11 protein-coding genes and 1 pseudogene are annotated in these 13,383 nt (G+C 62.3%); 1 reads left to right on the forward strand and 11 read right to left on the reverse strand.

Annotated elements, in window-relative coordinates; translation table 11 throughout:
• Positions 1-39 precede the first annotated feature (39 nt).
• The 10 genes and pseudogenes from V7116_RS02735 to V7116_RS02775 all read right to left on the reverse strand — a co-directional run bounded on the left by V7116_RS02735 (position 40) and on the right by V7116_RS02775 (position 11,347).
• On the reverse strand, positions 40-1,455 hold the full coding sequence (locus tag V7116_RS02735; RefSeq protein WP_324390172.1) for an L-fucose/L-arabinose isomerase family protein: 1,416 nt from the start codon (positions 1,453-1,455) through the stop codon (positions 40-42).
• Positions 1,456-1,487: 32 nt separating this feature from the next.
• Positions 1,488-2,972, reverse strand: a complete 1,485-nt coding sequence (locus tag V7116_RS02740; protein WP_324390174.1) for an FGGY family carbohydrate kinase — start codon at positions 2,970-2,972, stop codon at positions 1,488-1,490.
• Positions 2,969-3,919 (reverse strand): transketolase family protein, encoded by a 951-nt coding sequence (locus tag V7116_RS02745; protein ID WP_324390177.1) that lies wholly within the window; start codon positions 3,917-3,919, stop codon positions 2,969-2,971. Before V7116_RS02745 ends, V7116_RS02740 begins: the two co-directional genes overlap by 4 nt.
• Complete coding sequence (locus V7116_RS02750) at positions 3,919-4,809, reverse strand: transketolase (RefSeq protein WP_442891741.1); 891 nt, start codon at positions 4,807-4,809, stop codon at positions 3,919-3,921. Before V7116_RS02750 ends, V7116_RS02745 begins: the two co-directional genes overlap by 1 nt.
• Positions 4,810-5,055: 246 nt before the next feature.
• The gene (locus V7116_RS25715) at positions 5,056-5,967 is read right to left on the reverse strand and encodes a D-ribose ABC transporter substrate-binding protein (protein ID WP_349258403.1); all 912 of its coding nucleotides are present in this window, start codon (positions 5,965-5,967) and stop codon (positions 5,056-5,058) included.
• A 3-nt stretch (positions 5,968-5,970) separates the two neighbouring features.
• A pseudogene (locus V7116_RS25720) lies at positions 5,971-6,927 on the reverse strand (D-ribose ABC transporter substrate-binding protein); the annotation flags it as partial.
• 126 nt (positions 6,928-7,053) lie between these two features.
• Positions 7,054-8,121, reverse strand: coding sequence for an ABC transporter permease (locus tag V7116_RS02760; RefSeq protein WP_324390183.1), 1,068 nt, complete (start codon positions 8,119-8,121; stop codon positions 7,054-7,056).
• Positions 8,108-9,691, reverse strand: a complete 1,584-nt coding sequence (locus V7116_RS02765) for a sugar ABC transporter ATP-binding protein (protein ID WP_324390186.1) — start codon at positions 9,689-9,691, stop codon at positions 8,108-8,110. The genes V7116_RS02760 and V7116_RS02765 overlap by 14 nt, the downstream gene beginning before the upstream one ends.
• Positions 9,691-10,383 carry a DUF2291 family protein gene (locus V7116_RS02770; protein WP_324390187.1) on the reverse strand — a complete coding sequence of 231 codons (693 nt, stop codon included), beginning with the start codon at positions 10,381-10,383 and terminating at the stop codon, positions 9,691-9,693. Before V7116_RS02770 ends, V7116_RS02765 begins: the two co-directional genes overlap by 1 nt.
• 13 nt (positions 10,384-10,396) lie before the next feature.
• Positions 10,397-11,347, reverse strand: coding sequence for a sugar-binding transcriptional regulator (locus V7116_RS02775; RefSeq protein WP_324390189.1), 951 nt, complete (start codon positions 11,345-11,347; stop codon positions 10,397-10,399).
• A gap of 206 nt (positions 11,348-11,553) precedes the next feature.
• On the opposite strand from V7116_RS02775, the gene V7116_RS02780 reads away from it, so the two are divergent.
• Positions 11,554-12,384, forward strand: coding sequence for a D-hexose-6-phosphate mutarotase (locus V7116_RS02780; RefSeq protein ID WP_324390191.1), 831 nt, complete (start codon positions 11,554-11,556; stop codon positions 12,382-12,384).
• 108 nt (positions 12,385-12,492) lie between these two features.
• Here V7116_RS02780 and V7116_RS02785 read toward each other — a convergent pair.
• On the reverse strand, positions 12,493-13,383 hold an 891-nt coding region (locus tag V7116_RS02785), incomplete at its 5' end, for a radical SAM protein (RefSeq protein WP_324390193.1).

A 13,383-nucleotide genomic window follows, 5' to 3' on the forward strand; every position in this document is an offset into this window, starting at 1 on the left:
TCTTGCTAACGGCTAATCGCTAACCGCTATTGGCTGCTTTTAACGATGTCGGTACGTCTCCCAGCCAAAATACGTCTCGAACGCCTCGGCCAGCACGTCGGCGGCGTAGGCGGTGGTCATGGCCGCGTGATGCTCGAAGCCGTTCTTGCAGATGTAGCGCAGCAGGTCTTGCAGGCCGTCCACGCGCACGACCGCGCGGCTGCCGAACGTGTCCAGCGGATCGTCCACGAAGGCGCCGTTGCCCACGTAGGCGCGGATCTTGCCGTGCTTGTCGTCAGTGGTGATGCGCGCGAAGCCGAACGGCCCGGCGGGCGTGCGCCCTGCGACCGTGCCATACGTGTTTTCCGTGCCCAGCGTCGTCGCCAGGATCTCGGCGTTCGCCATCTTGACTTCACCGAAAAACGACTTGGCCCAGTTGCCGCAGTGGAACAGCACGCACTGGTCCGGGTCGCTGCCGTAGTTGTTGTTCCAGTCCACCAGCGCCGCCGGATGTCCGGTTGCCAGTTGCAGCGCGTACATCGACGCCGTGCCGGTGATGTCCACTTCGCACGCGCTGGGCATGAACTTTTCGCTCATCAGGCTCATGATCGTGCAGACGTTCACGCCGTAGTTGTGCTGCAGCGAGTCCCAGCACTGGATCGCGGTCGCGTCGAGGTCCAGGTCGTTCATCCAGTCTTCGATCACCACGCCGAGCTTGGCCTGCTTGACCAGCGCGGGCGCGGGGACCTGCTGCGTCGGCACGTACGCCATCACCGTGTCGAGCTTGGCCTTCACGCGTGCGTCGTCGTCCGGCAGCTTGCCGATCATGCCCAGGATTTGCGACAGGTCGATGCTCTGCACGCTGATCCCGAACGATTGCAGCAGCTTTTCGCTGAAGCGGGTGGTGTTGAAGTTGTTCGGGCGCGCGCCGATCGAGCCGAGGCGGGCGGACTTCATGCCCCGCACCACGCGGCACACCCCGACGAACTTCGCCAGATCGGCCTTGAAGGCGTCCGTGTTCGGATACACCGTGTGCTCCGACGTGACGCTGAACGGGTAGTCGTACTGGTACAGGTTGTTGCAGACCGAAATCTTGCCGCAGAACGCGTCGCGGCGGCGTTCCAGGTTGAACTTGTCCAGGTCGTCGGGGAACGCTTGCACCAGGATCGGCACGTGCAGGCCGGAGAGCTTGATCGATTCCGCGACGCCCTTTTCGTCGCCGAAGTTCGGCAGGCTCACCAGGATGCCGTCGATCTCGCGGGCGTGCTCGTGGAACAGCGCGCCGCACTTCTTGGCGTGCTCCCACGTCTCGACCGCGCCGTACGGCGTGTCTTCCGGCGTGAGCGTCACGACGCCGATGTTCATCTCGTCCAGCACGGCCAGCAGGCTGCTGCGACCCTCGGTAATCAGAACGTCCGGGAAAAAGTCTCGGTTGCCAACGATAACGCCAAGCGTGATTTTAGAAGGGGTGCTCACAGGAATCTCCTCGAACCATTTCAGGCCCAAATTTAGTTGGTCAGCGTCTGGCGAACGGCGGCCTGCCAGCCCTCGATCTGCTGGTTCGCCGCTTCGACCGCCATACGCGGCTCATAATCCACAAATGCGTGGGGGAGCGCGTCCAGCTCGTCGAGCGAGCCGTAGATCCCCAAACCGAGCGCGCCGGACAGCGTCGCGCCCAGCGCCGACAGTTCCGGCAGCGACGACGCGCGCACGACGTGCTGCGTGACGTCCGCCGTGAACTGCATCAGGAAGCGGTTGCTCACCGCGCCGCCGTCGCCGTGGACGTGGTGCAGCCCTAACCCTGCTTCGTCCGCCATCAGGCCCAGCACATCGTACACCTGATACGCGATGGATTCCAGCGCCGCGCGCACGACGTGGGCTTTGGTCGCGGCGGGCGTCAGCCCGACGATGGCCCCGCGTACGTCCGCGCGCCAATAGGGGGCGCTCAGCCCGACGAAGGCGGGCACGAGGTACACGCCCGCGTTATCGTCCACGCTCTGCGCCAGCGCTTCCGTCTCCTGCGCGGAGTCGATCAACTGGAGCTGGTCGCGCAGCCACGCGATCGTCGCTCCCGTGAAGTTGATGATGCCCTCGAAGGCATACGCCGGTTGGCCGCGATACACCCAGCCGATCGTCGTCACGATGCCGTTCTGCGACAGGCGCATCTGGTCGCCCACGTTGAGCAGCACCGACGACCCCGTGCCGAAGGTGACCTTCGCCATGCCGGGCCGGAAGCACCGTTCCGCGAACAGCGCCGCCTGCGAGTCGCCCATGACGCCGCAGATCGGGATCGCGGTCTCGACCGCGCCGCCCAGATCCGTCTCCCCGAACGTCGCGCTCGATTCGCGCACGTCGGGCAGGGCGCGAACCGGCACGCCGAACAGGTCGCACAGGCCCTCGTCCCAGCACAGGTTTTTGATGTCGTACAACAGCGTGCGCGAGGCGTTGGTGTGATCGGTGGCGAACACGGCCCCATTCGTCAGGCGGTAGATCAGGTACGTATCGATCGTCCCCACCAGCGCGGAGCCGTCTTCGGCGCGCGCCTTCAGGTCGGGATACGTATCGAACAGCCATTTGAGCTTGGAGGCGGGAAAGTACGTGTCGATCTTCAGGCCGGTGCTGCGCTGGACGCGCTCGCTGTGCCCGGCTTTGACGAGGTCCGCGCAGATCGGGTCGCCCCGGCGGCACTGCCACACGATCGCGTGGTGCAGCGGCGCGCCGGTCGCCCGGTCGAACACGATGATCGTTTCGCGCTGGTTGGTGATGCTCAGGCTGCGCAGGTCCGCGCGGCGATCTGGGTTTTGCTGCAGCAGCGTCCGCACGACCTCAAGCGTGTTCTGGTAAATTTCCTCGGCGTCATGCTCTACCCAGCCGGGGCGGGGGTAGTGCTGGCGGTGCTCCAATGACGTCTTGTCCAACAGATCCCCGCGCTCGCTGAAGAGCAGCGCCTTCGTAGCGGACGTGCTCTGGTCGATGGCGAGAAGTGTGCTCATGCCGTGATGCCTACCTGAAGAAGCTGCCGGGCCGTGTTTGCCAGCCCGTCGGCGGATATGCCGTAATGAGTAAAGATTTCGTTCTGGCTGCCGGTGACGGTGTGATCGTCCGGCAGACCCACGATCTTGAACGGGACGCGCACGCCGCTCTGCATCAGCGCCGAGGCGCACGCTTCGCCCAGCCCGCCGAAGATGCTGTGCTCCTCGACGGTGATCAAGGCGCGCGTATTTTCGGCGGCGTCCAGCACGGCCTCCGCGTCGAACGGCTTCAGCGTGTGCACGCTGATCACGCCGCACGATAGGCCCTCGCCTTCCAGCACGGCAGCAGCCTGCACCGCGCGCGGCACGGTTTCGCCAGTGGCCACGAACGTCACGTCCGCCCCCTGCGACAGCACGTTGGCCTTGCCCACCTCGAACGTCGCGCCCGGCCCATAGAGGTGCGGCATCGCCTGCTTGCCGAAGCGCACGTACACCGGGCGGCGCAGCGTGTAAGCCGCTTTGATCGCTTCCGCCGTCTCGAAGTTGTCCGCCGGAGCCAGCACGTCGATGTTGTTGATCGTGCGCATCACGGCGTAGTCGTGCAGCGAGTGGTGCGTCGTGCCCAGCGATCCGTAGCTGACGCCCGCGCTGATGCCGACCACCGTCACCGGTTGGTCGGAATACGCCACGTCGTTTTTGATCTGTTCCAGCGAGCGGGCCGTCAGGAAGCATGCCGGAGACACGGCGAAGACCTTTTTGCCCGTCGAGGCCAGTCCCGCCGCGATGCCCACCAGATTCTGCTCCGCGATGCCCACTTCCACAACCTGATCGGGGAACGCGTTGGCGAATGGGACCAGCTTGCCCGACCCGCGCGAATCGCTGGTGACGACCAGCAGATCGCGGTCATGCTCGGCCAGCGCCATTAGCGTATCCGCCATCACTTCGAGATTCGCTTTTCCGGTTTCCATTACGCTATTACCTCGATTTCTGCTGCGGCGCGATCCAGTTCGGCCATCGCGCGGCTGAGTTCGTCGTCGGTGGGGACCTTGTGATGCCACGCGACCACATTTTCCGTGAAGCTGATGCCCTTGCCCTTGACTGTGTTCGCCAGGATCAGGTTGGGCTTGCCCGGCTCGAACGGCACGCGGTCGAACGTCTCGACCAGCGCGGCGATGTCGTTGCCGTCGCACTGCTGCACGGCATAACCGAACGCGGCGAACTTGTCCGCCAACGGTTCCAGCGCCACGACCGTTTCGGTCGGGCCGGTGATCTGGAGCTTGTTGCGGTCGATGATGACCACGAGGTTATCGAGCTTGTAGTGCGCCGCCGTCATCGACGCTTCCCAGCTCGACCCCTCCGTCAGTTCGCCGTCGCCCAGCAGCGTGAAGACGCGGCAAGGCCGACCGTCCATCTTGGCCGCCAGCGCCATGCCCACCGCGACCGACAGCCCGTGACCGAGCGCGCCCGTATTTTGCTCGATGCCGGGGATGTCCCGCGTGGGGTGGCCGGTATAGTGGGAGCCGTACTGCTCCATCGTGTCGAGATCCTCGACCGGGAAAAAGCCCTTGTCCGCCAGCACGGTGTACAGCGCCTCGACCGAGTGGCCCTTGCTCTGCACGTAGCGGTCGTGGTTCGGATCGCTGAAGGTGTCGGGCGAGACGTTCATGACGTGGTTGTAGAGTACATTGAGGATGTCAATGCACGACAGACTTCCGCCCGTATGTCCCGCGTGGGCATGGTGAATGATCTTGAGGATGGTCTTGCGGTATTCGACGGACTTCCGCTGAAGTTCCTGAATTGACATGCGAACGATCTCCCCTGTTCCCTGGCGAGTTCTCGCCGCCGGGAAAACTCCTATGACGTGCAATACCTACACCCTACAGCCCAAATGGCTGCGGCGTTCTTCGGCTAGTCTGTTAACACTTCGTATAAGCGGGCGCGAGAGCGATTTTTTTAATAAGAGTATTGAGTCAGATCTATCGCAGTATTTTTCTCTCTTCGTGGCGGCTGGAACCGGGAGCGTTCCCCGGTCCCGGTTCCAGCCGCCGGGCGGTGCGCCGGTCCATCCATGCCGGACCGGCGCGCCGCTGCAAGTGATTGCTTCTTACTCGACCGGAGCGAAGTTGAAGTATTCCTCGACGTTGTCCGCATTCACCAGGATGCAGTCGATGGAGATCTTCTCTTCGGCGGGCAGTTCACCCGTGGTGATGTAGGTGTGCGCCTGCTCGACGGCCAGCGGGCCGAACTGAGCGACAGGCTGCAGCACGGTGGCGCTGATGGTGCCGTCCTTGATGGCGTCCATGACGTCCTGGCTGCCGTCGAAGCCGACCACGATCACGTCGGTCATGCCGGCGGCCTGCAGGGCAGCCATCGCGCCCATGGCCATGGTGTCGTTACCAGAGATGACACCCTTGATGTCGGGGTGCGCCTGGATGATGGTTTCCATCACGTCGTAGGCTTCCGGCTGGCTCCAGTTGGCGGTCTGCTGCGCGACCATTTCCATGTCGGGATATTCGTCGATCACGTCATGGTAGCCCTGCGAGCGGATGTGCGCGTTCGTGTCGGACTCACGGCCCAACAGTTCGACGTACTGGCCCTCTTCGCCCATCAGACGGACGAATTCCTCACCACCGAGCACCGCGCCCTGGTAGTTGTTGGAGATGATCTGCGAGCCAGCGATGCCGGTTTCGTTGATTTCACGGTCGATCAGGAAGGTCGGAATGCCTGCATCCTTGGCCTTCTGCACCGCGGCGATGGACGCATCTGCGCCCGCGTTGTCCAGGATGATCGCCTTCGCGCTCAGGGCAATCGCCTGATCGAAGTGCTGGTCCTGCAGCGCCGGGTCGTCGTCGTGCACCAGCACCAGGGTCTCGTAGCCCAGATCTTCAGCGGCCTTCTGCGCCGAATCCGCTTCCGCCTTGAAGAACGGATTGTCGTGTGACGGCGTGATGATCACGATCAGGCCTTCGCCTTCAGCGGCGGCGGCTTCTTCGGTCGCGGCGGGTTCCTGCTCCACCGGGGCGAAGTTGTAGTAATCTTCGACGTTGTCCGCGTTCACCAGGATGCAGTCGATGGAGATCTTCTCTTCTTCGGGCAGTTCACCGGTGGTGATGTAGGTGTCTGCCTGCTCGACGGCCAGCGGGCCGAACTGAGCGACAGGCTGCAGCACGGTGGCGCTGATGGTGCCGTCCTTGATGGCGTCCATGACGTCCTGGCTGCCGTCGAAGCCGACCACGATCACGTCGGTCATGCCGGCGGCCTGCAGGGCAGCCATCGCGCCCATGGCCATGGTGTCGTTACCAGAGATGACACCCTTGATGTCGGGGTGCGCCTGGATGATGGTTTCCATCACGTCGTAGGCTTCCGGCTGGCTCCAGTTGGCGGTCTGCTGCGCGACCATTTCCATGTCGGGATATTCGTCGATCACGTCATGGTAGCCCTGCGAGCGGATGTGCGCGTTCGTGTCGGACTCACGGCCCAACAGTTCGACGTACTGGCCCTCTTCGCCCATCAGACGGACGAATTCCTCACCACCGAGCACCGCGCCCTGGTAGTTGTTGGAGATGATCTGCGAGCCAGCGATGCCGGTTTCGTTGATTTCACGGTCGATCAGGAAGGTCGGAATGCCTGCATCCTTGGCCTTCTGCACCGCGGCGATGGACGCATCTGCGCCCGCGTTGTCCAGGATGATCGCCTTCGCGCTCAGGGCAATCGCCTGATCGAAGTGCTGGTCCTGCAGCGCCGGGTCGTCGTCGTGCACCAGCACCAGGGTCTCGTAGCCCAGATCTTCAGCGGCCTTCTGCGCCGAATCCGCTTCCGCCTTGAAGAACGGATTGTCGTGTGACGGCGTGATGATCACGATCAGGCCCTTTTCAGAGTCCTGCGCGAACGCCTGGGTGCTCGTGCCAAAGGCGCCGAACACAGTCGCCAGCGCCAACACGGCGACCAGAATCCTTGCCCATTTCTTGTTCAACATAAGGTTCCTCTCTGTGCAGATAAGTAGGGATCTAGTTTCTGCTCGGTCGATTTTGCTGGAATAGAATTTCTCCTACACCTTCCGTAAAGCTGTGCGCATCACCTCCTTTACGGGAATGAGGGAAGGTTAGAGTTTTGCACTCCGATCTTGAATCCGTTGTTGTAGCTGGTCGATGACCACGGCCAGGATGATGACACCGCCGGTGATGACCATCTGCCAGAAGGAGCTGACACCTTCGATAACCATGCCGTTGCGCAGCACGCCGATCACGAATGCGCCGACGATCGTGCCCAAAATGGTGCCGCGCCCGCCCGCGAGCGAGGTTCCGCCCAGCACCACAGCGGCGATGGCGTTCAATTCATACGACTCGCCGGTGGCCGGGTGCGCCGCAACCAGCTGCGACGTCACGATCAGGCCCACGATGGCGGCGCAGAAGCCGGAAATGACGTATGTCAGCAGCGTGACGCCCTTCACCCGCACGCCCGAAAGCTGCGCGGCGCGGCTGTTGCCGCCGATGGCGTATACCTGCCGCCCGAACGGCGTCTTCCGTGTGATGAACATGGCGACGAGCGCCAGCGCGATCATGATCCAGATCGAATAGGGTAACCCCAGGAAACTATCTCGTCCCAGGCTGGGGAAACCCGTATTGCCCAGTGCCGGATCGCCCACTAGATTGGGGAAGGTCGCGCCGTTGTTGGACAGCATCGCAAACCCGCGCGCCATATACAGCGTGCCTAATGTGGCGATAAATGGCGCGACGTTGAAGCGCGTAATCAGCAGGCCGTTGATGAGGCCGACCAGCATGCCCAGCCCCAGCGCAATCACGGCGATGATCCACACGTTGAAGTACACCACGCGGTTCAGCGGCGACAGGATCAGACCCTCGTTGATCAGCCCGCCCGCGATCATGCCCGTCAGGCCGACAATCGATCCGACCGACAGATCGATACCGCCGGTCAGAATGACGAACGTCATTCCGACACCCAGCACGGCGTTGATCGCCACCTGCTTCGCCAGGATGATCTGGTTGCTTTCCTTCAAAAAGGGATCGGAAATCAGCGCGAAGAACCCGAAGACGATGAACAGCGCGATGAAGGCACGCAGTTGCAGCGCGAGCTGCCGCAGCGAGACGTTGTTACGCGGGCGCGCCGGGGCCTGAGGCTGGGCGCCGGGGCGCATATCAATTTCCGCCATTGGAACTATCATCCTTTCGTGCTAGCTCGTGACCGATGGCGGACGCTTCGACCAACGCCTGTTGGGTCGCCTCGGTGCGATCAAATTCTTTTGTAATCCGGCCTTTGGACATGACGATCACGCGGTCGGCCATCGCCATGATTTCTTTGAGTTCCGTCGAAACGAAGATGATGCCCAACCCCTGTGCCGCCAGGTTGCGCATAATCTGGAAGATTTCTTCCTTCGCGCCCACGTCGATACCGCGCGTCGGCTCGTCCATCAGCAGGATCTTGGGCGACGTCAGCAGCGCTTTCGCCACCACGACCTTTTGCTGGTTGCCGCCGCTCAGCGACGAGACGAGGTGCTGCGGGCTGCTCACCTTGATCGAAAGTTCCTTGATCAGCCGCGTGATGCTCTCGTTTTCTTTTGCCGCCGAAAGGAAGAAGCTGCGCATGTACCGCTTGAGGCTGGCGAGCAGCATGTTGTCAGCGATGGTCAGTTCCGGCACGAGGCCTTCGCGCTGGCGGTCTTCGGGGATCAGCATCAGGCCCTGGGTGATGCGGCTGTCGATCAGCCCGCGCACCTTCTGCCCGTTGACGCGGATTTCGCCCGACGCTTCCGGGTGCAGGCCCATCAGGCACTCGAACATTTCCGTGCGTCCCGCGCCCATCAGCCCGTACACGCCCAGGATTTCGCCCGCGCGCAGACTGAAGGAGACGTCTTCGAGAAGGTAGCCGCCGCCCGGCTTGGGCAGCGTGACGTTGTTGACCGACAGGATCGGCTCGCCGAATTCGTGCTTTGGCGGCACGTAGACCATTTCCGTGTCGCGTCCCACCATGCGCTCGATGATCCAGGGCAGGTCCACCTCGCTCATGGGCGATTCGGCGATCTTGTGCCCGTCGCGCAGCACGGTGATCACGTCCCCGATCTGCATCAGTTCTTCGAGCTTGTGCGAAATGTAGATGATCGAGACGCCCGCCGCCTTGAGGTCTTCGATGACGGTGAACAGCACCTCGACTTCGGCGTTGCTCAGCGCGGAGGTCGGCTCGTCCATGATCAGGATCTTTGTGTCGAAGGCCAGCGCCTTGGCGATCTCCACGATCTGTTGCTGGCCGATGCGCAGGTTCTGCACCAGCGTGCGCGGATCGATCGGCTGCTCCAGGCGTGTGAGCAGGGTGCGCGTGCGGACTTCCTGCGCGCGGTGTTTGATCACCGACTTGCCCTGCGTCAGCTCGTGCGCCATGAAGATGTTTTCGCTGACGTTGAGGTTCGGGAACAGGTTCAGTTCCTGGTAAATGATCCCGATGCCATCTTCTTCGGCTTCGCGTGGCGACTTGGGCCGGATCTCTTTTTCTTCGAGCATCAGGCGGCCTTCGTTCGGCTGCTCGACCCCGGCCAGAATCTTCATCAGGGTCGATTTGCCCGCGCCGTTTTCGCCCACCAGCACGTTGACTTTGCCCCGGTAGACGTTGAAGTCCACGTGGTCCAGCGCGACCGTGCCGGGATAGTACTTGCAGATCTGCTCGGCGCGCAGAATCACGTCGTCCAGCGGCGTCTGTGTTTGCGTCGGAGCGGCAGCAGGGGCAGCCATCAGTCTGTCACCTCAAGCGCTACCGGCACGATGATGATGTTGGCCGGATCGTCCAGCGTGAATGCCCCGGTGAACGTGACCGTCTTGCCTTCCATGCTGGCCGGGTCGATGCTCTGAATGGCGTCCGCGTCAGCCGCGCCGAACTTTTCGACCAGCATCGCCAGGATGCGATCGCCCATCGCGTTGGCGACGGCGGCGAAGTCTTCCTGGTTGCTGAAGTCGTTGTAGATGATGAACCCGACCGCGTCACGCACGGCGGCGCGCTGGCTGATCTTGATCAGCGGGCCGATGGTGATCGAAACGTCAGCCGTGCCATCCGGCGGGTTGAGGTCGATGGCGGCCAGCCCCGCGCGCGACGACGTGTCGAACGTCAGGATCTTGCCTTCGCCCTTGACCATGAAGCTGTACGCGCCGGTCCCGGAGCGGTTGCCGAACTGCTCGATGGCGGCGTCCTGGTCCTGCGCGATCAGCGGGAGCAGCGTGGACAGGTCTTGCGCCTGTTCCTCATAGGTGGGCATGAGCTTGCTGTCCCAGATTTCCTCGACGTAATCCGCGCCCACGAAGCCTTGTTTAGCTTCCTCGTCCTCGTTCAACGTGCGCACCGTTGCGATCACGCAGCCAGACAGGGACGAAGCGATCACCGCTGCTATGACGAGCAGGGGGAGCCGCTGGAGAAAGAGTCTACGTGCCATGTACATCTAGCTCCTACAAAAGATACTCTGCTGTAAATCGATCTGTGATGAGCACATTTACCCAGCGGCCTTCAAGCGCACCGCGCACAGCAGCATGTTTACGACGCCCACCGCTGATACCCACCGTCCGTTCCACACAGCTCAGGCGTTCCAGCGGCATGCCGATCACGCGTTCGTTCAGTGGCGTGATGGCCGGAACGCCGTTGTCGTTGAAGAACCGCAGGCAGATATCCCCCACCGCGCCCTGCTGCCGCAGCAGCTCCAACTCGGCTTCAGAGAAGATGTTGCCGCTGCTGGCGAGCAGTTGGGAAGGTTGGACGGATCCGATACCGACGAGGGCGAGCGTGACCTGGTCGAACATTGCCAGCGTGTCCGCGACGTAGGGATCGTTGAGCAGGATGTTGCGCGCGTCCGCTGAGCCGACGATGCCCGGCGCGCTCAAAAAACGAGCCGTGCCGTTGACCAGTTTGGCGAGGCGGTCGGTGAGGCGGGCCGCATGCACTTCCGCGCCCGGCTGCCCGACGCCGCCCAGAATTTGCACCACCTGGGCGTTCGTTACCTGCGCGATCGGGTGCATCGCGTCGACCATCGCCAGCAGAGTCGAACTCCATGACGAGATGCCGATGATTTCGTGCTGCCGAACGGAGTTTTCGAGGTAAAACGCAGCGGCGGCCCCCAGATTGCGCTGGATTTCCGGCTCGTTGTCAGGATCGAGGCTGTCAACGATAATGACTTCGCGCAGGTTGTAGGTCTGTCGGACTTTTTCTTCAAGGTCTGCGTATACCCCGGCGGGCAGGCTGACGGTGGTCCGTACGATTTTTTCGTCGATAGCCCGTTTTAACAGGCGCGAGATGGTGGCTTGAGACAGCGTGAGACGGGCACCGATTTCCTTTTGTGTAAGGCCTTCGGTGTGATATAGGTGGGCCACTTTGGCCATCAAACGTAGTTCTTCGAGTTGTGCCATGAGAGTATTTGAATAAATATTCAAGATGCAATTTATATTCAATGCTCATATCTTACTATGATTCCCGGGACGCTGTCAAGCAACTGGCCCTTTGTGGCTCTGCGCCTCTCGACCGCGATTGCGCCTCTTTACCAGTTGACAGGATCGATTAGAATGGAGGGATTGGCCCAGAGGAAGGGCCGTCCTCTGCCTGCGAAGGAGACTGTATGAATACTCTGGATTCCGGCGATTTCGTTCCTGTCGTGCTCCGCGCGCCGGATAGATCTTCCGCCGAAGTGACGCTGCACGGGGCCAACGTGACGTCATGGCGCACGCCTGATGGCCGCGAACGCCTCTATCTCAGCGAGCGCTCCGGCTTCAATCCCACGGCGGCGATCCGTGGCGGCGTGCCGGTGGTGTTTCCGCAGTTTGCCGCGATGGGCCCGCTGGCGCACCACGGCTTCGCCCGTACGAGCCTGTGGCAGTTGTTGGATACACAGAACACGCCGGAAGAAGCCGTCGCGCACTTCCGCCTGACCGATTCCGGCGAAACGCGTGCGCTCTGGCCGTATGCGTTCCAGCTCGATCTCACCGTCACGGTGGGCGGGCCGCGTCTGGCTGTGGTGCTCGACGTGACCAATACCGGCACGGAGCCGTTTACGTTCACGACCGCGCTGCACACCTATTTTCGCGTAAGCGAGATCGGGAACGTCTCGGTCGAAGGGCTGGAAGGCATGTCCTACCGCGATCACGGCGTCGAGGGCCAGCAGCCGATGACCACGCTGCGCATCGAGGGTCAGGTGGATCGCCTGTACAAAGCCGTGCCCAGCACCGTTTATCTGCACGATGCGGATGCCGAGCTTCAGATCGTCTCCGAGGGATTTCAGGACGCCGTGGTGTGGAATCCGGGGCCGGAACTTTCCGCCGCCCTGCCCGACCTGGGGCCGGATGCGTACCACGACTTTTTGTGCATCGAGGCGGCGCAGATTTACGTTCCGGTCGAGCTGGCTCCCGGCGGCGTATGGCGCGGCGCGCAGACGATCACGGCCCTATCCTGACGCGTGCTCACGTCGCGTCATCAACCAATTAAAACGTAGGGCGGGAGATTCTCCCGCCCTGTTTTTTGCTATTGGTTGGTCCTCAAAATCTGAACGCTGGCCCCGGCTCTACACGTCCGCGCGCTTGAACTGGCGCGGCGTCGTCAGATCGACCTTCAACTCGCGGATCACCATGCCGTCGGGGCGCTCCTCGAAGGTGCTGGTCGAGATGCCGACCTCGATGTCCAGCTTCTTCAGCGCGCGGATGGCGTTCACGGTGAATTCCAAACAGTTGTGATCCGGGTCGTACGCGTATTCGCGGATGTGCTCGCGCTCCAGCACTTCCATCACCGGGCCGATGTCGTCGCCAAACACTTTGGCCGATTTCAGCAGGTAGTCGTTCTGCGACAGCACCGCCGTGCGCGGCACGGGATGGCTGGCGTTCTGCTGGTAATTTTGCCCCGTGAGCTTGTTTTCCAGCGAGCAGTAGTGCACGCCGATTTTCAGGCCCTCGTCGTGCGCGAATTCCAGCAGGTCGAGGCATTCCGCCTCGCTGCCCGCGATCGGCACGCCGCCCGCGTACCAGTAATCGTAGAGCGTATCGAACGGGCGCTTCTTCACCTTGAAGCCGCGCGCCTTGAACTCCGCCGCGTTCAGCAGCGGGTAGCACAGTTCCAGCAGGTTGATGCTGTAGATCCCGATGCGGTCCAGCTCGCGCAGGATGTCCTTCATGATGTCCAGCGTGCCGGGGATGATCGGCATCTCGATCATCACGTCGGGGATGTATCGCTTCGCCAGCTCGACCCGTTCCAGGATGCGCTTGCGCAGGTGATCGGTGTCGTGCATGCGGATGCTGAACCGGATCTCCCGCAGGCCCGCGTCGCGCAGTTCGGCCAGAATCGCTTCATCGACGTAATCGCCGCACGTATACAGCCGCGTGTGCACGCCGGGGAAGCGTTCGAGCGCGTGCTCGAAGAAGTGGACCGCCTGCGGCTTGTGCAGCAGCGGCTCGCCGCCGGT

The organism is Aggregatilinea sp. (assembly GCF_036822615.1).
Classification (GTDB): Bacteria; Chloroflexota; Anaerolineae; order Aggregatilineales; family Aggregatilineaceae; genus Aggregatilinea.